Source organism: Sphingomonas sp. GW821-FHT02B09 (assembly GCF_059421875.1).
The window spans coordinates 917,919-939,139 of the sequence record NZ_JBWKVV010000002.1 but is presented as its reverse complement, the minus strand read 5'-3'; the positions used below and the strand labels follow the sequence as shown (position 1 = coordinate 939,139).

Genomic DNA, 21,221 nt, shown 5'->3' with positions numbered 1-21,221 from the left:
CCTCTGCGCCTCTGCGCGCAAAACCCTTCTCCTTCCTTCGCGTCTTCGCGTCTTCGCGCGAATCACACCTACGACAGGCCGCCGTCCGGACGATGACCCATCGCCCGGACACCCCGTTCACCTGGCCGTTGTCGAAGCGGGACGCACCTGCGGATCGTCCACGTCCAGCCCGCCGCCGAGCGACCGATATACTTCCACCAGATTGCTGCCGCGGTTCAGCCGCGTCGTCACCAGCTGCTGCTGCGCGGCATAAGCGGTGCGTTGCGAGTCGAGCGTGGTCAGGAACGATTCCACCCCCGCCCGGTAGCGCGCATCCGAGATCCGCAGCGCAACGTTCGCCGCCTCGACGCGGGCGGTCTGCGCGGCGACCTGCTCGTCGATCGTGCCACGCTGCGCCAGCGCATCGGCGACTTCGCGGAACGCGGTCTGCACCGTCTTCTCGTAGGTCGACACCGCCGACTGCTGCTGCGCGCGGGCGAGGTCGACGTTGCCGCGCAGGCGGCCGCCGTCGAACAGCGGCAGCGAAACCGAGGGCGCACCGGTGTAGGTGAAGCTGCCGCCCGCAAACAGACCGCTGAGCGCGGTGCTGATCGTCCCCAGCGTCGCGGTCAGCGAGATGCGCGGGAACAGCGCGGCACGCGCCGCACCGATATTGGCATTCTGCGCGATGAGCTGATGCTCCGCCTGCAACACGTCCGGCCGGCGCAGCAGCACGTCGGAGGCGAGACCCGCCGGCAGCACCTGCAACGCGGCATCGCCATTGCCGAGGCCCTGCGGCAGCAACGGCGCGGCCACCGGCGCGCCGACGAGCAGGTCGAGCGCATTCTTGTCCTGCGCCACCCGCGTCTTGAGCACGGCGATGTCGTTGCGCGCGCCCTGATAGGTCGTCTCGGCCTGTCGTGCCTCGAGCTCCGACGCCACGCCGATGCGGAACTGCGCGCGGGTCAGTTCGAGCGATTGCGCGAACGAGGCCAACGAACGCTGCGAGATGGCGAGCTGGTCCTGATCGGACGCCAACGTCAGCCAGGCGGTGGCGATCTCGGCGATCAGGCTGATCCGCGTCGAGCGCTGTGCCTCCTCGGTGGCGAAATATTGCTCGAGCGCGGCGCGGTTGAGATTGCGCACCCGGCCGAACAGGTCGAGTTCGAACGCCGAGAAGCCGGCGTTGACCGAGTAGAATTCGAAGTTCGACGAACTCGAGCCCACGGTACCCGCGGTGCCCCCACCGGCATTCGATCCGGTGCCGCCGGTGCCGGTGCCCCCGGTACCGGTGCCACCCGTGCCCGTGCCGCCGGTACCGGTGCCCCCGCTTGCCGCGCCACCCAGCGTGCTCGCCGCACCCTGGATGTTGTTGGTGTAGGTGCCCGACGCCGACAGCGTCGTCTGCGGCACCAGATCGGCGCGCTGGATGCGATATTGCGCCCGCGCCTGGAGCACGTTGGCCGCCGCGACGCGCAGGTCGCGGTTGTTCTCCAGCCCCAGCGCGATCGTGTTGCGCAGCCGTTCGTCGGTGAAGAAATCGCGCCAGCCGATCTTGGTGACGTCGGGCGCGTCGGTCGCCGCCGCCGCATAGACGCCGCCCTGCGGCAGCGCCGCCGGCACTTCGCCCACCGGCCGGACGTATTTCGGCGCGAGGTTGCAGCCGGCGAGCGCGGTTGCGCCCAGCAGGCCGAGGAGGATCTTGCTCGTCATCACCACTCAGGCTCCCTGCGGCGCGGGCGTCGGCCCGTGCGCGCCGTCATCATGCGGACGCTCGTCGTCGGGACGATCGTCCTGCCCCGCGTCCTTCGCACCGCGCTTGCCGTGCTCGTCGTGGCCGAACAGGCGGAGCACGACGACGAAGAACATCGGCACGAAGAAGATCGCGAGGATCGTCGCCGACAGCATGCCGCCGACCACCGCGCGGCCGATCGCATTCTGCCCGCCCGCGCCGGCGCCGGTCGAGATCGCCAGCGGCAGCACGCCGAAGATGAACGCCAGCGACGTCATCAGGATCGGGCGGAGGCGCAATTTGGCCGCCTCCACCGCGGCGTCGAAGGGTTTCATCCCCTCGTTGATCCGCTCTTCCGCGAATTCGACGATCAGGATCGCGTTCTTCGCCGAGACGCCGATCGTCGTGATCAGGCCGACCTGCAGATAGATGTCGCTGTTGAGCCCGGTCAGCGTCGCGGCGAGCAACGCACCGATGATCCCCAAGGGCACCACCAGCATGACCGAGATCGGCACCGACCAGCTTTCGTACAGCGCGGCGAGGCAGAGGAAGACGATCAGCAGCGACAGGCCGTACAGAGCCGGTGCCTGACCGCCGGACAGGCGCTCCTCATAGCTGAGGCCGGTCCATTCGAGCCCGGTGCCCGGCGGCAGCTTGGCGTGCATCGCCTCGATCGCCTTCATCGCCGCGCCCGACGACACGCCCGGTGCCGGCTGGCCGAGGATTTCCATCGACGGCAGGCCGTTATAGCGGGTGAGCTGCGCCGGGGCCTGCGCCCAGGCGATCGTCGAGAAGGCGGTGAACGGCGCCATCGTGCCGGTCTCGCTGCGCACGTAGAAGTTGCCGAGATCCTCGGGCTTCAGACGATAGGCTGTGTCCGCCTGGATATAGACGCGCTTGACGCGACCGCGATCGATGAAGTCGTTGACATAGGCGCCACCCCAGGCGGTCGAGATCGTATTGTTGACCGTGGTGAGGTCGAGCCCGAGCGCGCGCGCCTTGTCCTGATCGACCTCGATCTTGAGCTGCGGCGCGTCGTCGAGTGCATTGGGACGCACGCCGGTCAGCGACTTGTCCTGCGACGCCATGCCGAGCAGCATGTTGCGCGCCGCGAGCAGCTTTTCGTGACCAATGCCCGCCTCGTCGACCAATTGCAGGTCGAAGCCGCTGGCATTGCCCAATTCCTGCACCGCAGGCGGGATCACCGCGAAGATCAGCGCGTCCTTGAACTGCGAGAAGGCACCCATCGCCCGGCCCGCGATCGCCTGCGCCTTGTTGGCGGCGCCTTCACGATGCGACCATTCCTGCAACGGGATGAAGGCGATGCCGCTGTTCTGGCCCTGGCCGGCGAAGCTGAAGCCGTTGACGGTGAACACGCCCTGGACGTTGCCGCCCTCGTTCTTGAGGAAATGGTCCTTGATCGTGTCGAGGCCCTTCTGCGTCCGCGCGGTGGTGGCACCCGGAGGCCCCTGCACCAGCGCGATCATGATCCCCTGATCCTCTTCGGGCAGGAAGCCGGTGGGCAGGCGGACGAACAGCACCGCCATGCCGACGACGATCAGCAGATAGACCAGCATCGACCGCTTCCAGCTGCGCGCGGTGCTGCGCACACCCTTCTCGTACCGGTTCTGGCCGCGCTCGAACTTGTCGTTGAACCAGCGGAAGAAGCGCGCGAGCGGCCCGTTGCCCTCGGTCCGGCTCGGATCGTGCGGCTTGAGGATCGTCGCGCACAGCGCCGGGGTGAGGATCAGCGCGACCGTCACCGACAGCACCATCGCCGAGACGATCGTGATCGAGAACTGGCGATAGATGACGCCGGTCGAGCCGCCGAAGAACGCCATCGGCAGGAACACCGCCGACAGCACCAGCGCGATGCCGACCAGCGCGCCGGTGATCTCGTCCATCGACTTGCGCGCCGCCTCCTTGGGGCTCAGCCCCTCGGTCTGGATCAGGCGTTCGACGTTCTCGACGACGACGATCGCGTCGTCGACCAAGAGGCCGATGGCGAGCACCATGCCGAACAGCGTCAGCGTGTTGATCGAGAAGCCTGCCGCGCTGAGGATCGCGAAGGTGCCGAGCAGCACCACCGGCACCGCGATCGTCGGGATCAGCGTCGCACGAAAGTTCTGCAGGAACAGGAACATCACGAGGAAGACGAGGATCACCGCCTCGATCAGCGTGTGGACGACCTGCTCCACCGACAGCCGCACGAACGGCGACGTGTCATAGGGGTAGATGACCTTGACGTCGGGCGGGAACTGCTTGGCGATGGCATTGACGCGCGTCTTCACCGCCTCGACCGTGTCGAGCGCGTTGGCGCCGGGCGCCAGCTTGATGCCGATGCCCGAGGCGGGCTTGCCGTTCCACTGCGACGAGAAGCCGTAATTCTCCGCACCGATCGCGACGCGCGCGACGTCGCCGAGCCGCACCACCGAACCATCGGTGTTGCTCTTCAGCCGGATCGCGGCGAATTGCTCGGGCGAGGTCAGGCGCGATTCCACCGAAACGGTGGCGTTGAGCATCTGCTCCTTCGGGGCGGGCTGCGCGCCGATCTGCCCCGCGGACACCTGTGCGTTCTGCGCGGTGATCGCCGACGTCACGTCGGTCATCGTCAGCGCGTAATTGTTGAGCTTGATCGGATCGACCCAGATCCGCATCGCATATTGCGAGCCGAACACCTGCGTATCGCCGACGCCGTTCACACGGGCGAGCGGGTCCTGCAGCTTGGACGCGATATAGTCCGACAGGTCCGAATCGTTGTGCGTGCCGTTCTCGGAATAGAGGCCGACGAACATCAGGAAGTTCTGCGTCGCCTTGGCGACGATCAACCCCTGACGCTGCACCTCCTGCGGCAACAGCGGCGTCGCCGCCTGCAATTTGTTCTGGACCTGGACCTGCGCGATGTCGGGATCGGTGCCCTGTTCGAAGGTCAGCGTAACGGTGACGGTACCGGCCGAAGACGACGAGGAGGAGAAATAGCGAAGGTTGTCGATCCCCTTCATCTGCTGCTCGATGATCTGCGTCGTCGTATTTTCGAGCGTGGTCGCGTCGGCACCGGGATAGGTGGCGGTGATCGACACCGCGGGCGGCGCGATCGCCGGGAACTGCGCGATCGGCAGCGAGCGGATCGCGATGACGCCGGCGAGCATCAGGATGATCGCGATCACCCAGGCGAAGATCGGCCGGTCGATGAAATAGCGGGCCATGAGCGGTTACTTCGCCTGAGCTGCGGGCGCGCCGGCACCCTGGGGTGCGGCGGCCGGTTTGGCATTGGGATCCCAGGGCTTGCCCTGGACGGCCATGCCGGGACGCAGCATCATGCCGCCCTCGACGATGACCTTGTCGCCCGGCTTGATGCCGCCGGTGACGAGCCAATTGTCGCCGATCGTGCGGCTGGTCTGGAGCGTGCGCGGCTGCACCTTGCCGTCGTTGCCGATGACCATCGTCGTCGCCTGCCCCTTTTCGTCGCGGCTGACCGCACGCTGCGGCACCAGCAGCGCCTTGGCCTGCGTCCCCTCGACCAGCGAGGCGCGGACGAACATGCCGGGCAGCAACAGGCCCTGCGGATTGGGGAAGAGCGCGCGGATCGTCTGCGACCCCGTCGTCGGATCGACGGTGACGTCGGCGAAGCGCAGCGTCCCCTGCGCGCCATATTCGGTGCCGTCCTCGAGCGTCAGCTTGACGCGGGCGTTGCCGTCGCGCGTCACCTGCCCGTTCATCACCTGCTGGCGCAGCTTGAGCAGGCCGGCACTCGACTGCTGGATGTCGACATAGATCGGGTCGAGCCGCTGGATCGTCGCCAGCGCCTGCGTCTGCGAAGCGGAGACGAGCGCACCGGTGGTGGACAGCGAGCGACCGATCCGGCCGGAGATCGGCGCGCGGATGGTCGTGCGGCCCAGGTCGATCTGCGCGGTACGCAGCGCGGCCTGCTGCGCGGCGACGTCGGCCTGCGCCTGCTGCGCGCTGGTCTGCGAATTCTCATATTCCTGGCGGGCGATCGCGTTGATCTTGACCAGTTCGCCATAGCGGCGGGCCAGCGCCGCGGTCGACGCGATGTTCGCCCGGGCACGGGCCAGCGCGGCGCGCGCGCTGGCGACCTGCGCCTCATAGGGCGCCGGGTCGATGCTGTAGAGCGGCTGCCCGGCGCGCACCATGTCGCCTTCGGTGAACAGGCGCTTGAGGATCAGGCCGTTGACCTGCGGACGCACGTCCGACGTCTCATAGGCCGTGGTCCGCCCCGGCAGTTCCGTGGTCAGCGTCACCGGCTGTTCACGTACCACGAGGTAACCGACCTGCGGCGGGCCTTGCGGCGCCTGCTGCTGCTGCTCGTTGCCGCCGCCGCACGCCGCCAATGCCAGTGCCAACGCAAGCACCGCCACCCCGTGTCGCATATTCGCCATGCAAATTGTCCGCTAGTAAGAATGTGAGTGATCGATCACTCACGCCCTGCTACAACCAGTGATGAACAGGCGTCAAGGCATGCCGACGAGGATGGAATGATCGACTCGAATATTTGTTGCGGTGCACAACGAAACAATGCGGAAATGCGTCGGTATCGGGTCATTGAGGCGGCTCGCAAGCTGTTCATCGAAAACGGCTTCCATGGCACTGGCATCGCCCAGATCGCGCGCGAATCGGGCGTCGCGGTGGGCCAGTTGTACCGCGATTTCTCCGCCAAGGAGGATATCGTCGCCGCGATCGTCAATTCGGACTGCCGGTCGTTCCTCGCGGCCGATTCGCTCCGCCGCGCCATCCAGGACGGTGATGCGCACGCCGTGCGCGACTGGATCCATCAACTGGTGACGCCGGGCGAGGACGACGGCGATCCGCGGCTGTTCGCCGAAATCCTCGCCGAGGCGGCGCGCAACACCCGCATCGCGGCGGTGTTCAACGCCACGCATCGCGACGTGCGTGAACTGATGCTCAATGCGCTCGAGATGCTGGCGCCGGGCGCGGCGCTTGCCGAGCGACGGTCAGCGGTGACCGACGTCATTCTCATCATGTCGCTTGGCATGTTGCACCACGGCATGATGCGCTCCGGCGAGGACGATTCGACGCTGGTCGCGGCGCTGACCGCAACGATCGACCGCGACATCGACTCGCTGCGCCGCGCGGCCTCGGCGATGGCGGCCTAGGCCGGATCGACGATCAGGCAATTCCTCCCCCGGCGGGGGGCTATCGCATATGGACACTCGTGCGAGCCGGTCGTCTTCCAAGCTTACCCCGTCACCCCGGACTTGTTCCGGGGTCCACCCTGCGGCGAGGAGAAAGGCTTGATTCGACACCGTTCCCCTGTGGCCCGGTGGACCCCGGAACGAGTCCGGGGTGACGAATTTGATGAGGAAACCGATCGAACCTCATCACCGCAACCATATCCGATAGCCCTGCCCGCCAGGGGGAGGAATTTTTTTCCAACACCCTGAAAGTCGTTCGAACCTAGGTGCCCTGCCGGCGGAACGCATCGGGGTCGATGCCGTAGCGGCCGAGCTTGTAATAGAGCGTCTTGCGCGGGATGCCGAGCAGCTCGACCGCCTTGACGACGTTGCCGGCGCTGGCGCGCAACGCATCGACGATCACCCGCGTCTCGAATTCGGCGACCCGGCTCGGCAGATCCTGCCGGTCGTCGCCGGGGGCGTCGTCGGCGGCCAGGACGCAGGCGAAGGCGTAATTGCGCAGCTCGCGCACATTGCCCGGCCAGCCATGCGCCAGCACGTGATGCCGCTCCGCCTCGCCGATCGCATGATCCGGCCGCGCCAGCGCCTCGCGCGCCTGATCGACGAAGGCGGCGAACAGCAGCATCCGGTCGTGCTCGCGCTCGCGCAAAGGGGGCAGGTGCAGCCGCGTGATCGCCAGCCGATGGTACAGGTCGCCGCGGAACCGCCCCGCCGCCACCGCCGCCGCGAGATCGCCGCGGCTCGTCGCGACGACTCGCAGATTGACCGCCTCGGCGCGCTCGGCGCCGATCGGCTGCACCTCGCGCTCCTCGATGACGCGCAACAGCGCCGCCTGAATCGCCGGCGACAGATCGTCGACCGCATCGAGCAACAATGTGCCGCCGCTCGATGCAACGACGGCGCCGACGCGCGACAGCCGCGTATGCGCGACGCTGTCGGCGGCATGACCGAACAGATCGGCCGCGCCGCCGTCTTCGCTCAGCGTCGTGCAGTCGACCGCGACGAACGGCCGCGCCCGGCGCGGCCCGAGCCGGTGCAGCAGCAGCGCCGCCAGCTCCTTGCCCGTCCCCGTCTCGCCCTCGACCAGCACGTCGAGATCCGCCGTCGCCAGCCGCTCGATCGCGCCGCGCAGCCGCACCATCGCCGCACTCTCGCCGATCAGCGGACTGTCCGTCTCCCCCGCCGCGAGCGCGGCGCGCAGCCGGCGGTTCTCGATCACCAGCGCGCGTCGCTCCAGCGCCCGCGCGATCGCGGCGACGAGATGATCGGTCGCGAACGGCTTGGTCAGAAAGTCGAACGCGCCGTCGCGCAACGCCGCCACCGCCATCGGCACGTCACCGTGGCCGGTGACGAGAATCACCGGCAGGTCCTTGTCGAGCGCGCGGACGCGGGCGAGCAATTGCAGCCCGTCGATCCGTGGCATGCGGATATCGGAGACGATGACCCCGTCGAAATCGGCGGGCAACGCGGCGAGCGCCGCCTCCGCCCCGGCGAAGGCGCGCACCGACAGGCCGGCCAGCTCCAGCGCCTGCACCGTCGCGAAGCGCAGCGCCTCGTCATCCTCGACGAACAGGACGCTCTGCTCGCTCATGCCAGCCGCAGCGTCAGCAGGAAGGTCGCGCCGGGGCCGTCCGGCGCCAGCGCCAGCTCGCCCCCGAATTCGCGCGCGATGTCGCGGGCGATGGCGAGGCCGAGCCCCAGCCCCTCGGGCTTGGCGGAGGCGAAGGGGGTGAACAGCGTCTCGTCGAGGCTCGGGTCGATGCCGGGTCCGGTGTCGGCGATGCGGACGATCACCTGATCCTCCTCCAGCACGGCGTCGATCGTCACGCGGCGCGAGTCGCGCCCCGCCACGGCGTCGAGCGCATTGCCGATCACGTTGACCAGAATCTGCTCCAGCCGGATGCGGTCGGCGACGACGCGGCGTGCGCGCAGATCGTCGGCGACCGCGTCGACCACGACGCCACGCGCGCGCTCGCCGATCAGCAGCATCGTCCCCTCGATCGCCGCGCCCAGCGTCGGTGCGCCGCGCGACGGCGTGCGGCGGCGGGCGAAGGCGCGCAATTCGCCGGTGATCGTCGCGATCCGGTCGGTCAGGTCGACGATCCGGCCGAGGTTCTCGCGCGCGCGATCGGCGCCGCCCCGATCGAGCAGGATCGCGCCATTCTCCGCGAAGGTGCGGATCGCGGCTAGCGGCTGGTTGATCTCATGCGCGACGCCGGCGGTGATCTGGCCGAGCGAGCCGAGCCGATTGGCCTGCGCCAGTTCCTCGCGCGCGGCGCGAAAGCGGCGGTCCGCCTCGCCGCGTTCCTGCGATTCGACGATCAACCGCGCATTGGCCTCGCGCAGTTCGGCGGTACGCCGCACCACTTCGCGTTCGAGCGATTCGCGCGCCCGCGCCTGCGACCGGCGCCGGTTGGCGGCGCGCAGGCCGATGCCGCCGGCGATCCCGACCAGCAGGAGGAGCGCCAGTCCCCACAGCGCCGCCTGCGCGCGTGCCGCGGCGAGCGACGGCCGCAGCGGCGTCAGGTGCAACACCCGGCTGCCGGCGAGCGGCGCCGCCACCGCGGCGATGCGATAGCGCACCATCCGCCCATCCTGCCGCACGCGGATATCGCGATCGTTGGCGACGAAGGCGAGCGTCGCCGGCGGCGACTCGCCGAACTGGCGCGACCGCCGCAGCGCCGCCCGCGTCGCGGCATCGACCGGCCGGGTCGGGTGGAATCGCCAGCCGGGCACGCTGGTGACGAGGATCAGCCCACGCGCGTCGGTGAGGATCGTCGCCCCGGCCGATTGCGCCCATTCGCGTTCCAACCGGTCGAACTCGACCTTGACGACGATCACGCCGAGCGCGTGGCCAGCGCGATCGATCCGCCGCGCCAGATACAGGCCCGGCCGCCCGCTCACCGTGCCGAGCGCGAACAATTCGGAGGCGCCGCGCGCCATCGCCTCGGCGAAATAGCGGCGGAAGGTATAATCCTGGCCGACGAAGCTGGTCGGCAAGCGCCAGTTGCTCGCCGCCACCGCGCGACCGCGCGCGTCGATGGCGTAGAGCGCCGCGGCATCGGTGCGCGCGGCGAGCAGCTCCAGCGTCTCGTCGAGGCCGTGCACCGCCGCCGCGTCACCGCCGGCGAGCGCCCGCGGCACGTCGGGATATTCGGCGAGCACCAGCGGCAGCAGCCGGAATTTCTGCAATTCGCTGGCGAGCAGCCCGGCATGGGTCCGTGCCAGCGTCGTCGCCTCGCGGTCGGCGGCGGTGCGCGCCGCGCCCTCCGCCCAGTGCGCACCGGCCGCGACGACCAGCGCGACCAGCCCGGCCACCAGCAGCAGCCACGTCAGCCGCCGCGGCACGCGGCCTAGCGGGTCGGCCAGATCGCCAGACTGGTCTCGACCAGCCGTTCCAGATCGGCGCGGCTCGCGCCCGATCCGGCCTGCACCGCCAGCCCCTGCAGCAGCGCGTAGAGATAGCAGGTCAGCCCGGTGACATCGACGTGCGCGGGCAGATCGCCCTCCGCCTTGGCCCGCTCGAACCGCTCGACGAGCGCCGCCTGCGACGAAGCGCGCCGCGCGATCACGTCCGCCTTGATCGAATCGGCCTCCGCCCCGCACGGCATCGCGCTGATCACGCCGAGACAGCCCTTGGGATCGCCGCACTGGCTGGTCTGCATCGCGAGTGCGCCGCGCATGAAGCATTCGGCGACGCCGCGCGCGGTCGGCTGTTCGAGCGCCTGGCGGGTATAAGCGAGCTTCTCCGCCTCGTAGAGGTCGAGCGCCTTGTGGAACAGCGCCTCCTTGTTGCCGAACGCGGCATAGAGGCTCGGCCGGGTGATCCCCATCGCGTCGGTCAGATCGGCGAGCGAGGCGCCTTCATAGCCCTTGCTCCAGAACACGCGCAGCGCCGCGGCGAGCGCGGCATCGGTGCAGAACTCGCGCGGCCGCCCCTTGAGGGGCAGCGGTGCCGGATCGGCGTGCGAGAGGGTCATGCTTTCCATATCGCTTAGTATAGAACTCGCGGATGGCACAAACAAGGCAGTTGCGGACTGAAACCTTTTGCCTCGTTTTGAGGAACTTCGCACGAAATCGTCACCCCCAGGGATTCGTCACCCCGGACTTGTTCCGGGGTCCACCTTGCGGCGGGGAGAAAGGCCAGAGCCTCTTGCCATGCCTTTGCGGCCCGGTGGACCCCGGAACAAGTCCGGGGTGACGGGCAAGTTGGGGCAGCCGCAGACCAGATGTAAGCGCGCGTCCGCACACCTACGCGCGCGCCTCGTGCGAAACCTAAGCCGCGTCGGCCAGCGCCGGCCGCATCCCCATCAGATCGCGCGCCACCGCCTCGGCGATCTTGATGCCGTCGACCGCCGCCGACAGGATGCCGCCGGCATAGCCCGCCCCCTCACCGGCCGGATACAGGCCGGCGGTGTTGACGCTCTGGAAATCGTCGCCGCGCGTGATCCGCACCGGCGACGAGGTGCGCGTCTCGACCCCGGTCATCACCGCATCGGGATGGTCGTAGCCCGGAATCTGCTGGCCGAACGCCACCAGCGCCTCGCGCATTGCGGTCACCGCAAAATCGGGCAGGCAATCGGCGAGATCGGTGAGGTGTACGCCCGGCCGGTACGACGGGATGACATTGCCCAGCCGCGTCGACGGCCGCCCGGCGAGGAAATCGCCCAGCCGCTGCGCCGGCGCCATATAACCGCCGCCACCGACCTCGAACGCGCGCGTCTCCCAATGCCGCTGCAAGGCGATGCCCGCGAGCGGGTCGCCGGGATAGTCGCGCGCCGGATCGATGCCGACGACGATCCCCGAATTGGCGTTGCGCTCGTTGCGCGAATATTGGCTCATGCCGTTGGTCGCGACGCGCCCCGGCTCGGAGGTCGCGGCGACCACCGTCCCGCCCGGACACATGCAGAAACTGTAGACCGTGCGGCCATTCCTGCAATGGTGCGACAGGCTGTACGCCGCCGCGCCGAGATCGGGATGGCCCGCGCACGGCCCGAACCGTGCCTCGTCGATCCAGCTTTGCGGATGCTCGATCCGCACGCCGATCGAAAAGGGCTTGGCTTCGAGGAACACGCCGCGCTCGTGCAGCATGTGGAAGGTGTCGCGCGCGCTATGGCCGAGCGCGAGCACCACCGGCCCTTCGGTGTCCAGCCGCTCGCCGGTCTGCAAGCGCAGGCCGCAGACGCGGCGTTTGCCCGCGGCATCGGTGTCGATCTCGACATCGTCGACGCGATGCTGGAAGCGATATTCGCCGCCCAGCGCCTCGACGGTCGCGCGCATGCTTTCGACCATCGTGACGAGGCGGAAGGTGCCGATATGCGGATGCGCTTCGGTGAGGATCTCGGGCGGCGCGCCGGCTTTGACGAATTCGGTCAGCACCTTGCGGCCGAGATGGCGCGGATCCTTGATCTGGCTCCACAATTTGCCGTCGGAGAAAGTGCCGGCGCCGCCCTCGCCGAACTGGACGTTCGATTCGGGGTTGAGCTCGCTGCGCCGCCACAGGCCCCAGGTGTCCTTGGTCCGCTCTCGCACCACCTTGCCGCGATCGAGGATGATCGGCCGGAACCCCATCTGCGCGAGGATCAGCCCGGCGAACAGCCCGCACGGCCCTGCGCCGACCACCACCGGCCGCGGCCCGCCATAGCCGGCGGGCGCCTTCGTCACGAACCGATAGCCGGTGTCCGGCGTCGGGTTGACGTGGCGGTCGCGCTTGAACCGGGCGAGCAGCGGCGCCTCGTTCTTGACGGTGACGTCGACCGAATAGACGAAATGGATGTTCATCTTGTCGCGCGCGTCATGCGCGCGCCGCGCCACGGTGTAGCGGACGAGATCGCGCGGCGTGATACGCAGCCGGTTGCGGATCGCGGCCGCCAGCGCCTCCTCGGGATGGTTGAGGGGCAGCTTCAATTCGGTGATGCGGAGCATGACGCGTGATAGCGGATTGCGGGCGATGCGGCCAGCGGGGTCGGGCCGGCACTACCCCGCCACGTCCACCGCCTCGGTGACGATGATCTCCGGGCGCGCCGCGGCCAGATCGCGCGCCGCCAGCCCGAACGCCTTGAAATGCGCCGATTGCATATGCGCCGCCACCGCCGCCTGATTGACGTACAGCTCGTTGAAGACGAAGCGCCGCGCGCCCTCGGTCTCGCGCCACAGCTCGTAATGGAGCGTCCCCGGCTCGGCGCGCGACGCGGCGACGCAGGTCTTCGCCGCGGCGACGAATGCCTCTTCCTGTCCGGGCTTCACCGAGACGAATGCGACCACCTTGAGTGTCATAACGGATATCCCTGTGTTGCGGACAGCGACCGTGGGCGCGTTCCCCTGACGCGGCAAGCCTACCAGCGGCCATCCGGTGCCGCGACGCCACGATGTTCGGCGATCCGCCGCGCCGTCGCCGGCGACACGCCCGCGGGCAGCGCATCGAGCGCGAAGAAGCGCGCCTCGGCCAGTTCGACCGCATCCGCCACCGGCGCATCGCCGGTCGTGCCGCGGAACAGGAAGACGGTGTCGCGCCGCCCCTCCGAGCGCGCCTCGTAGCGCCCCGCTTCGGTCACGGCGGTGAGCCGACACGCGGTCTCTTCCGCCAGCTCGCGCACCGCCGCGGCGGCGGGCGTCTCGCGCCGCGCGATGCCGCCGCCGGGCAGCATCCACAGATCCGACCGGCCGTACCGATGCCGGACCAGCAGCAGCCGACCGTCGGGGTCGAATGCCATCACCTTGACGCCCCGCGTCCGCCAGCCGACCAGCGCCATCGTCCGGCGGCGCAGGCGGTGGGCGAGATCGATCAGCGGACGCATCGCGACAGTCTAGGCGACTGCGCCGACGCTTGCCACCTCGCCCCGAACCGGCAAAAGGGCGCGACGAAGGGGACCATCATGACCGTCATGTCCGACCGCTGGATTCGCGAACGCGCGCTTGCCGATGCGATGATCGAACCGTTCGTCGAATCGCAGCGGCGCGACGGCTGCATCAGTTATGGCCTGTCGAGCTACGGCTATGACGCCCGCGTCGCCGACGAATTCAAGGTGTTCACCAATATCGACAGCGTCATCGTCGATCCGAAGGACTTCGCCTCGAACAGCTTCGTCGATCGCAAGACCGACGTCTGCATCATCCCGCCGAACAGCTTCGCGCTGGCGCGGACGGTGGAATATTTCCGCGTGCCGCGCGACGTGCTGGTGATCTGCCTCGGCAAGTCGACCTATGCGCGCTGCGGGATCATCGTCAACGTGACGCCGCTCGAGCCCGGCTGGGAGGGGCATGTCACGCTGGAATTCTCCAACACCACGCCGCTGCCCGCGAAGATCTACGCCAATGAAGGCGCGTGCCAGTTCCTGTTCCTGCACGGCAACGAGCCTTGCGAGGTGAGCTACGCCGACCGTGCGGGCAAATATATGGGGCAGCGCGGGGTCACCCTGCCGCGGCTCTGAGGGGGCGGGACGACGTCTCATCCACTCCGTCACCCCGGGCTCGGATGAAACCTCTGCGGAAGCCCACCCGTGCTCCTGCGAACGCAGGAGCCCAGGAGTCCGGAACGCCATTAGCTGTTATTCTGCTTGGCCCTGGGTTCCTACTTTCGCAGGAACACTGTACCTAACCGAGTGGCCGAGTAAATATTCGCAAAAGTCCCGACTCGCTCAGGTGACGGTGCATTCGGAATAAACCGAACGCACCCCCTGCGCTCAGCGCGTCGCGATCCGCGTCTGCAACCGCGACAGGCCGCGCGTCGCGACATCGTGCGACGACACCACCGCGCCATCGGGCATGTCCATCGCCACCGCCGGGCGCTGCAGCACGTCGTCATACAGCGTGCGCGCATCCGCGGCGCGGCCGATCCGCGCATAGGCGACCGCTAGATTGAGCATCAACTCGGGGCGATCCGGAAATATCCGCCGCTCCGCCTCGATCCGTTTCGCCGCCGCGGTGAAATCGCCCGCGGCGATCGCCTGATAGCCCGTCCGGTCCGTGGCCAGTGCTGGCGTCGTCAGGCATGCACCCGCCAGCAGCGTCGCGACAATCATACGCATTGCATCGTCTCCTTCTCCCACCTGAACGGCAGGTTTCACTTTTGTGACACTGTTGTGTCACTTCAGAGACATGGATGCAAGCGGCCGATCAGGTCCTTTCGGTCACCCCCTGCCAGGCGTTGCGCACCATCCGCCCGAGATGCTCACGGCTCTTGTCGGAGAGATGACGCAGCCGCTCGCCGGCGGCGGAGATGCCGGTGCTGCGATCGAGTCCCTCGACCTGCATCACCCACAATTGCCGGAACGCGCCGCCCTTCTGGCGGAGCAGATGCTGCGGCGGGCCGTCCTCGACGACGCGGCCGTCGACCAGCACGACGACGCGATCAAAGCCGGCGATCGTCGACAGCCGGTGCGCGACCGCGATCACCGTGCGATTCTCGATCAGCGCCTCGAGCCCGTTCTGCACCTCGAGCTCCGACTCGGAGTCGAGTGCCGAGGTCGCCTCGTCGAGCAACACGACGCGCGCATTCTTGAGGAAGGCGCGGGCGATGCCGATCCGCTGCCGCTGCCCGCCCGACAAATTGGTGCCGCGCTCGCCGACGATACTGTCATAGCCGTGCGGCAGGCGACGGATGAAATCGTCGCAGCCGGCGGTCTGCGCGGCGCGATAGACCTCCTCGTCGCTCGCATCCGGCTTGGCGAAGCGGATATTCTCCATCACCGAGCGGTGGAACAGCATCACCTCCTGCGGCACCACCGCGAGCGCGTCGCGCAGGCTCTCCTGCGTCACCTCGCGGATATCCTGGCCGTCGATCGCGACATGGCCGCCCTGCGGATCGTGGAAGCGCTGGATGAGCTGGAGCAGCGACGATTTGCCCGCACCCGACGGGCCGACGATGCCGACCTTCTGCCCCGCCGGGATGACCAGCGACAGATCGTGCAGCACCGGATGCGAAGGATCGTAGCCGAAGGTGACGTGCGACAGCTCGACCCGCCCCTCGCCGACGCGCAGCCGGCTGGCCTGATCGGCGTCGCTCAGCGCCTGCGGCACGCCGATGATGTCGAGCGTCTCGCGCAGATAGCTGAACTGCTGGCTGGTATCGATCAGCGCCATCGCGAGATCGCGCGAGCCGTGCAGGATGCGGAAGGTCATCGTGCTGATCACGACGACGTCGCCGGTCGAGATCGCATGCGCCGACCATCGCCCGATCGCCCAGATCAGCGTGCCCCCGACGAGGATCGCGAGCGCGAGGTCGTGCAGCCCGCGCATCTGCTCGACGAAGAACCAGCCGCGGCGCTGCGCGCTTGCCTCGTCGTCGAGGAAGCCCTGCAATCGAGACAATTCGCGCCGGTGCGCGGCGAAGGCCTTCACCACCCAGATGTTGCCGATCAGATCGACCAGCTCGCCGCCGACGGTGCCGGCATGTTCGGCGAACGCCTTGTGGTGGACGTGCCCCTGCAGCCCGAGCACCACCAGTACGACGGTGACGATCACGAACACCACGCCGAGCACCAGCGCCATGCCCGGATCGATGCTGACGAAGATGATCATCGCCCCGACGAAGGCGATCAGCGGCGGCGTCACCTCCTGGAGCAGGCGGTGGACGATCGCGCCGAAGATCCCCGCCAGCCCCGACACGCGATGGCCGAGCGAGCCGGCGCGCTGGTTCTGGAAGAAGGGCATCTGATGCCCGGTAAGATAATCGACCATGTCGAGCCGGATATCGACCCCCGACACCACCGTGGCATGACCGAGCGTCAGCGCCGCGGCGCGCTGCAACGCGCTTTCCAGCACCACCAGTGCGAGGAAGGCGCCGAGAAAGGTGTAGACCGCGGCACGGATGCGATCCGAGCCGGTCATCGCGTCGATCAGCAGCTTCAACGCATATTGCACCCCGATCGAGCTGACCGACGAACCCGCGACGAGCAGGCCGAGCAGCAGGAAGGTCCAGGGGCGGACGCGGATATAGTGGAGCAGGAACCGGAACGGGCTGCGGAGATAAGGCACGGCAGAGGTCTCCCGGATGTGTCCCGATGTTGCGCCGCAGCAACGATCTTGGCAATCCGGTTGAGGCAAGGGGATGGAATGGCCGGACAGGTGCCGGATGGGGAGCGGACGCTGTGGCTCGGTCGCCGTCCGGCACGCGTGCCAAACCCAGAGAAAACCGGAATCGCGATCCATCCGAGCGCCCCGGTGTTCGCGCTGGCCGCTGACGCGCGATGGTCTCAGATCTGCGCCAATCCGCCATCCACGAACAGCTCGACACCGTTGACGTGTCGCGATCCGTCACCGGCAAGGAATCGCACCACGGCGGCGACGTCCTCCGGCTCGCCGAGGCGCCCCGCCGGCGAGGCCTGCGCCGCCCATTCCTCGAACGCGGCGATCGACCCGTTCGCATCGCCCTGCAACCGATACGCCAGCGGCGTCCGGATCGGACCGGGGCTGAGCGTATTGACCCGGATACGCCGTGCGCGCAGGTCGTTCGCCCATGACCGGGTAAAGGCATGCACCGCCGCCTTCGACGCATTGTAGACGCTGAGGTCGGCCATACCCTTGATCGAGCAGATCGAGCCGATCAGGATCACCGACGCGCCATCGGCGAGGTACGGCAGCAACGTCTGCACGGTGAAGAACAGGCCGCGCACGTTGAGGTCGAACGTCCGGTCGAAATCCGCCTCGCTGACCGAGCCGAATTTGCTGACCTCCGCATTGCCGGCATTGGCGACGAGCACGTCGAGCGTCACGCCATCGGCCGCAAGGCGATCGGCGACGGCGCTTATGTCCTCCGGCCGCGCCATGTCGGCGCGCAGCCCGATCAGCCCCGGGTCGCTCGCGGCCACCGCATCGAGCCGTTCGCTGTTACGACCGGTAACATAGACCTGCCGTCCATCGGCGTGGAGTGCCTGCGCACTGGCGAGGCCAATCCCCGCCGTTCCACCGGTAACGAGCGCCGCATGCGTCATGATCAAGCTCCTTGTCCGTTGATTCGGTAGTACGGGTATACCGAACTATGGGATGGATGCAAAGTATCTGCTATGCGGCCGCGATGATCGCGTTCGTCCATCCGCCCACCGATGCCATGGCCTTGCACCACATCCTGGCCGCGCTTGCCGATCCGACGCGCCTTCAGATCGTCAAGGCTCTGCGTGGCGCCCAGACCGGCCTCAATTGCACCGTCGCGGTGGCGCCCTTCCACCACGTCCCCAAGTCGACGCTGAGCAGCCACTTCCGCGTGTTGCGCGAAAGCGGCCTGATCTGCACCACCAAACGCGGCGTCGAGAATATCAACACGCTGCGCTGGGACGACGTCGAGACGCGGTTTCCTGGCTTGCTCGAACGCATTCTCGCCTTCGCCCCGGACTGAGCCGCCGCGCCCCCGCCCCCGGGCAATCGCATATGGCCGCGGTGGCGAGGCTCGGTCGGCTTCCTCTTCCCATCCGTCACCCCGGACTCGTTCCGGGGTCCACCGGGCAGCGGGGAAATGGTGTCGAATCCAGTCTCTCTCCTGGCCGCAGTGTGGACGCCGGAACAAGTCCGGAGTGACGGGGTGGGCTGGGAAGGCGACAGACCCACACGAGCGTCCATATGCGAAAGCCCTGCCCCCGCTCCCGCCCCGAACGCAAAAAGGGCGGCTCCTTGCGGAACCGCCCTTGTCATCCGTCATCCGATCGCGATCAGAAGTCGTTGCGATACTGTTCGTTGCCGATGAAACCGAGCTTGGTCACCGCCGAGCGCTTGATCACCGCCAGCGTCTGGTCGACCTTGTCGTACTTCGCCGCCGGATCGGGCTGGAAGTGCAGCTCCGGTTCCGGGTTGATCGCCGCAGCGGCGTCCAGATAGGTGCGCAGCGTCACCTCGTCGACGGGAACGCCGTTCCAAGACACCGTGCCCGCGGCATCGATGATGATCTTGTTCTTCTGCGGGTCGACCGGCGGCTTGACGTTCCGCGGGTCATTGACCGGCAGATCGACCTTGACCGCATGCGTCGGGATGGGAAGCGTGATGATGAACATGATGAGGAGCACGAGCATGACGTCGATCAACGGCGTCGTGTTCATTTCCATCATCGGCTCGCCATCTTCCGAGCCACCACTCATTGCCATGTCAGATACTCCTGGGTCGGGCGGGGCGGATTAGCCACCCGCGGGCGGCGGCTGCGAGATGAAGCCGACCTTGGCGAAGCCGGCCTGCTGCATCGTGTAGACCGTGCCGCCGATGCACTTGTACGGGGTGTTGACGTCACCGCGGATATGGACTTCCGGCAGTTCGAGATCGGGGTTGCCTGCGCCACCCTGACGATCGATCTCCAGCTTCAGCTTGTCGACCGCGCGGGTCAGCAGGTCCTTGCTGGTGATCGGCGACGTGCCCCAATAGACCAGGCAGCTGCCGTCCGGCTTGGTCGTCACCGACAGCAGGACGTTCTCGGGCTTGGTCGTCGTCGGATCGAAACGGACCTTGGGCAGGACGATGCCCTTGACCGTCTGGATCGCCACCGGAACGGCGATCAGGAAGATGATCAGAAGCACCAGCATCACGTCCACGAGGGGCGTGGTGTTGATGTCCGACAAGGGTTTTTCGGAGGAACCTCCTCCTCCGCCAGCGCTCATCGCCATGTGCGAGCTATCCTATCCATTCAATCTAGCCGGCGACCGAACGTCGCCGGCCGGTCGCGGGGCCGCCCGGAGACGGCCCCGCAGCCTTATCGTTACGGGCGGGTCTGCACGCCACCGGTCTGGCCGGCGGTCGTGGTCGCCGCGGCCGGCTTCACCGGCGCCTTCGAAACCGGCGCACCGGCGATCGTCGGCTTGACCGCACCGTTCGAGGCGAGGAAGCCCAGCACGTCGTTCGAGAAGGCCGACAGGTCTTCCGCGATCGACTTGTTGCGGCGCTGCAGCCAGTTGTAGGCGAGCACGGCGGGAACCGCGACGACGAGGCCGAGCGCGGTCATGATGAGCGCCTCACCGACCGGGCCGGCGACCTTGTCGATCGAGGGATCGCCCGACGCACCGATCTTGATCAGCGCGCGGTAGATGCCGACCACGGTACCGAACAGACCGATGAACGGTGCGGTCGCGCCGACCGTCGCGAGGAAGGCGAGACCGCCGCCCAGCTTCGAGTTGATCGCCGCTTCCGAACGGGCGAGCGAACCGTGCAGCCAGTCGTGCGCCTCGACCGGATCGGTCAGCTTGGCGTGCTGGTCCTGCGCCTGCAGGCCGTCGTCGACGAGCTGCTTGTACGCCGAGTTCTTCTCGAGCTTGGCGGCACCTTCGCGCAGGTTCGGCGAGCTCCAGAAGCCCTGGCGGACGCGCTTCGCCTGGTTGATGATCTTCTGCTGCTCGAACAGCTTCGAGAACAGGATGTAGAACGACACGATCGACATGATCACGAGGATCGTGAACACCGACTGCGAGATGAGGCCGCCTTCCTTCAGAGCGGCCTGGAGGCCGAACTGGTTTTCGGCTGCCGCGGTGCCGCCGGCCGCGAGAATGGTGGTGAGCATTGGGATTTCGTCCTTATCAAACGGTGTAGAAGTTCGGGGAGGATCCGCCCGCCGTCGCGGCGGGCGGAGACCGCATCATTCCTTCGGGATCTTCCAGACCACGCGCCGCGACTGGGTGGTCGAGAGCGGGTTGCCGGCCACGTCGGTCGCCGGGGAGTAGCGTCCCCGCCGGGTGATCGCGGCGCATGCCGCCCGGTCCAGCGCGGTCGAACCGCTCGACTGGGTGGTGTGGCAGTTTTCGACGCGCCCCTGCGTATTGATCGTCCAGGCGATCACGCTGGTGCCTTCCTCGTTGTTGCGCAGCGAGCTCGGCGGGTAGTCGTCGTTCGTGATCCAGTCCGCGGGGTTGCCCTTGGCACCCGCTGCCTTGCTGACCGTCGAGACGGCCGGCGGCGCAGGCGGAGCCGGCGGTGCAGGCGGCGCAGCGATCGGCGTCAGATTGACGGCGGGCGGCGGCGTCGAGACCGTCTGGATCACCACGGGCGGCGGATTCGGATTCTGCACGATCGGCGGCGGCGACACCACGGGGGGCGGCGTCATCGGCGTATCGGGCGGCGGGGGCGGCGGCTCGTCCGGCGGCGGGGGAGGCGGCTCCTCCACGTCGAACGTGTTAAGTTTTTCTTGGGCCTTTTTCACGTATTGGTACGCGAGCCCGGTGACGAAGGCGTAGCCCAGCGCCGCATGGATGAGCACGACGATGACGATCGCGACCACCCTGCCACCGGACATCTTCTGGTCAGCATAGGCCATTCAGCAACGACACTCCCTAATCTCTCGGTCCTCGCAGCGCCCGGGGGAAGAGCGCGCGTAGGCCCCTGCCCCGGCTGGTGCCGTGTGTGGCAGTCCGCAAACCCTATCGCCCCGTTCC

At 67.9% G+C, this 21,221-nt stretch carries 19 protein-coding genes; 3 read left to right on the top strand and 16 right to left on the bottom strand.

Annotated features, from left to right (window positions below; all coding sequences use genetic code 11):
- Positions 1–117: 117 nt before the first annotated feature.
- Genes AC07U4_RS12395 through AC07U4_RS12385 form a run of 3 tightly spaced genes read right to left on the bottom strand, consistent with a single transcriptional unit; the run spans position 118 to position 6,111 of the window.
- Positions 118–1,692, bottom strand: coding sequence for an efflux transporter outer membrane subunit (locus AC07U4_RS12395; protein ID WP_171009502.1), 1,575 nt, complete (start codon positions 1,690–1,692; stop codon positions 118–120).
- A 6-nt stretch (positions 1,693–1,698) separates the two neighbouring features.
- A complete protein-coding gene (locus tag AC07U4_RS12390) occupies positions 1,699–4,917 on the bottom strand; it encodes an efflux RND transporter permease subunit (RefSeq protein ID WP_495195579.1) in 3,219 nt (1,072 codons plus the stop codon).
- Between the two features lie 6 nt (positions 4,918–4,923).
- Positions 4,924–6,111: an efflux RND transporter periplasmic adaptor subunit gene (locus AC07U4_RS12385; RefSeq protein ID WP_137899131.1), complete on the bottom strand. Its 1,188-nt coding sequence runs from the start codon at positions 6,109–6,111 to the stop codon at positions 4,924–4,926.
- Positions 6,112–6,138: 27 nt separating this feature from the next.
- On the opposite strand from AC07U4_RS12385, the gene AC07U4_RS12380 reads away from it, so the two are divergent.
- Positions 6,139–6,846: a TetR/AcrR family transcriptional regulator gene (locus AC07U4_RS12380; protein ID WP_495179275.1), complete on the top strand. Its 708-nt coding sequence runs from the start codon at positions 6,139–6,141 to the stop codon at positions 6,844–6,846.
- 301 nt (positions 6,847–7,147) lie between these two features.
- Here the strand turns inward: AC07U4_RS12380 and AC07U4_RS12375 are convergent, their stop codons facing one another.
- The 6 genes from AC07U4_RS12375 to AC07U4_RS12350 all read right to left on the bottom strand — a co-directional run bounded on the left by AC07U4_RS12375 (position 7,148) and on the right by AC07U4_RS12350 (position 13,682).
- On the bottom strand, positions 7,148–8,476 hold the full coding sequence (locus AC07U4_RS12375) for a sigma-54-dependent transcriptional regulator (protein ID WP_495195578.1): 1,329 nt from the start codon (positions 8,474–8,476) through the stop codon (positions 7,148–7,150).
- On the bottom strand, positions 8,473–10,233 hold the full coding sequence (locus AC07U4_RS12370; RefSeq protein ID WP_495195577.1) for a sensor histidine kinase: 1,761 nt from the start codon (positions 10,231–10,233) through the stop codon (positions 8,473–8,475). Before AC07U4_RS12370 ends, AC07U4_RS12375 begins: the two co-directional genes overlap by 4 nt.
- A 5-nt stretch (positions 10,234–10,238) precedes the next feature.
- A complete protein-coding gene (locus AC07U4_RS12365; RefSeq protein WP_137899133.1) occupies positions 10,239–10,865 on the bottom strand; it encodes a TetR/AcrR family transcriptional regulator in 627 nt (208 codons plus the stop codon).
- Positions 10,866–11,160: 295 nt separating this feature from the next.
- Entirely contained in the window at positions 11,161–12,810 is a 1,650-nt protein-coding gene (locus AC07U4_RS12360; protein WP_495195576.1) for an NAD(P)/FAD-dependent oxidoreductase, read from the bottom strand.
- A gap of 51 nt (positions 12,811–12,861) precedes the next feature.
- Positions 12,862–13,161 carry a putative quinol monooxygenase gene (locus AC07U4_RS12355; RefSeq protein ID WP_495195575.1) on the bottom strand — a complete coding sequence of 100 codons (300 nt, stop codon included), beginning with the start codon at positions 13,159–13,161 and terminating at the stop codon, positions 12,862–12,864.
- Between the two features lie 59 nt (positions 13,162–13,220).
- Positions 13,221–13,682 (bottom strand): NUDIX domain-containing protein, encoded by a 462-nt coding sequence (locus AC07U4_RS12350; RefSeq protein ID WP_495195574.1) that lies wholly within the window; start codon positions 13,680–13,682, stop codon positions 13,221–13,223.
- A gap of 78 nt (positions 13,683–13,760) precedes the next feature.
- Here AC07U4_RS12350 and dcd point away from each other — a divergent pair, with 78 nt between their 5' ends.
- On the top strand, positions 13,761–14,315 hold the full coding sequence (dcd, locus tag AC07U4_RS12345; protein ID WP_495195573.1) for a dCTP deaminase: 555 nt from the start codon (positions 13,761–13,763) through the stop codon (positions 14,313–14,315).
- Positions 14,316–14,567: 252 nt separating this feature from the next.
- Here dcd and AC07U4_RS12340 read toward each other — a convergent pair whose 3' ends face one another.
- From AC07U4_RS12340 to AC07U4_RS12330, 3 genes are all read right to left on the bottom strand, one after another.
- On the bottom strand, positions 14,568–14,912 hold the full coding sequence (locus AC07U4_RS12340; RefSeq protein ID WP_495195572.1) for a tetratricopeptide repeat protein: 345 nt from the start codon (positions 14,910–14,912) through the stop codon (positions 14,568–14,570).
- 88 nt (positions 14,913–15,000) lie between these two features.
- Positions 15,001–16,860, bottom strand: a complete 1,860-nt coding sequence (locus AC07U4_RS12335) for an ABC transporter ATP-binding protein (protein WP_495195571.1) — start codon at positions 16,858–16,860, stop codon at positions 15,001–15,003.
- A gap of 218 nt (positions 16,861–17,078) precedes the next feature.
- Positions 17,079–17,816 (bottom strand): SDR family NAD(P)-dependent oxidoreductase, encoded by a 738-nt coding sequence (locus AC07U4_RS12330; protein ID WP_495195570.1) that lies wholly within the window; start codon positions 17,814–17,816, stop codon positions 17,079–17,081.
- A 56-nt stretch (positions 17,817–17,872) separates the two neighbouring features.
- Here AC07U4_RS12330 and AC07U4_RS12325 point away from each other — a divergent pair, with 56 nt between their 5' ends.
- Positions 17,873–18,217, top strand: a complete 345-nt coding sequence (locus AC07U4_RS12325) for an ArsR/SmtB family transcription factor (protein ID WP_495195569.1) — start codon at positions 17,873–17,875, stop codon at positions 18,215–18,217.
- A 310-nt stretch (positions 18,218–18,527) separates the two neighbouring features.
- Here AC07U4_RS12325 and AC07U4_RS12320 read toward each other — a convergent pair whose 3' ends face one another.
- The 4 genes from AC07U4_RS12320 to AC07U4_RS12305 form a co-directional block, all read right to left on the bottom strand.
- Complete coding sequence (locus AC07U4_RS12320; RefSeq protein ID WP_038663270.1) at positions 18,528–18,956, bottom strand: ExbD/TolR family protein; 429 nt, start codon at positions 18,954–18,956, stop codon at positions 18,528–18,530.
- A 30-nt stretch (positions 18,957–18,986) separates the two neighbouring features.
- Entirely contained in the window at positions 18,987–19,466 is a 480-nt protein-coding gene (locus AC07U4_RS12315) for an ExbD/TolR family protein (RefSeq protein WP_038663274.1), read from the bottom strand.
- A gap of 92 nt (positions 19,467–19,558) precedes the next feature.
- The gene (locus tag AC07U4_RS12310; protein ID WP_038663276.1) at positions 19,559–20,353 is read right to left on the bottom strand and encodes a MotA/TolQ/ExbB proton channel family protein; all 795 of its coding nucleotides are present in this window, start codon (positions 20,351–20,353) and stop codon (positions 19,559–19,561) included.
- Between the two features lie 75 nt (positions 20,354–20,428).
- Positions 20,429–21,103, bottom strand: a complete 675-nt coding sequence (locus AC07U4_RS12305) for an energy transducer TonB (protein ID WP_038663279.1) — start codon at positions 21,101–21,103, stop codon at positions 20,429–20,431.
- Between the last annotated feature and the right edge of the window lie 118 nt (positions 21,104–21,221).

Coding starts and splice junctions, on each gene's coding strand:
- AC07U4_RS12310 (WP_038663276.1), bottom strand. CDS start 20,353: ATGCTCACCACCATTCTCGCGGCCGGCGGCACCGCGGCAGCCGAAAAC.
- AC07U4_RS12390 (WP_495195579.1), bottom strand. CDS start 4,917: ATGGCCCGCTATTTCATCGACCGGCCGATCTTCGCCTGGGTGATCGCG.
- AC07U4_RS12395 (WP_171009502.1), bottom strand. CDS start 1,692: ATGACGAGCAAGATCCTCCTCGGCCTGCTGGGCGCAACCGCGCTCGCC.
- AC07U4_RS12350 (WP_495195574.1), bottom strand. CDS start 13,682: ATGCGTCCGCTGATCGATCTCGCCCACCGCCTGCGCCGCCGGACGATG.
- AC07U4_RS12320 (WP_038663270.1), bottom strand. CDS start 18,956: ATGGCAATGAGTGGTGGCTCGGAAGATGGCGAGCCGATGATGGAAATG.
- dcd (WP_495195573.1), top strand. CDS start 13,761: ATGACCGTCATGTCCGACCGCTGGATTCGCGAACGCGCGCTTGCCGAT.
- AC07U4_RS12305 (WP_038663279.1), bottom strand. CDS start 21,103: ATGGCCTATGCTGACCAGAAGATGTCCGGTGGCAGGGTGGTCGCGATC.
- AC07U4_RS12330 (WP_495195570.1), bottom strand. CDS start 17,816: ATGACGCATGCGGCGCTCGTTACCGGTGGAACGGCGGGGATTGGCCTC.
- AC07U4_RS12385 (WP_137899131.1), bottom strand. CDS start 6,111: ATGGCGAATATGCGACACGGGGTGGCGGTGCTTGCGTTGGCACTGGCA.
- AC07U4_RS12340 (WP_495195572.1), bottom strand. CDS start 14,912: ATGCGTATGATTGTCGCGACGCTGCTGGCGGGTGCATGCCTGACGACG.
- AC07U4_RS12360 (WP_495195576.1), bottom strand. CDS start 12,810: ATGCTCCGCATCACCGAATTGAAGCTGCCCCTCAACCATCCCGAGGAG.
- AC07U4_RS12315 (WP_038663274.1), bottom strand. CDS start 19,466: ATGGCGATGAGCGCTGGCGGAGGAGGAGGTTCCTCCGAAAAACCCTTG.
- AC07U4_RS12365 (WP_137899133.1), bottom strand. CDS start 10,865: ATGACCCTCTCGCACGCCGATCCGGCACCGCTGCCCCTCAAGGGGCGG.
- AC07U4_RS12325 (WP_495195569.1), top strand. CDS start 17,873: ATGCAAAGTATCTGCTATGCGGCCGCGATGATCGCGTTCGTCCATCCG.
- AC07U4_RS12375 (WP_495195578.1), bottom strand. CDS start 8,476: ATGAGCGAGCAGAGCGTCCTGTTCGTCGAGGATGACGAGGCGCTGCGC.
- AC07U4_RS12355 (WP_495195575.1), bottom strand. CDS start 13,161: ATGACACTCAAGGTGGTCGCATTCGTCTCGGTGAAGCCCGGACAGGAA.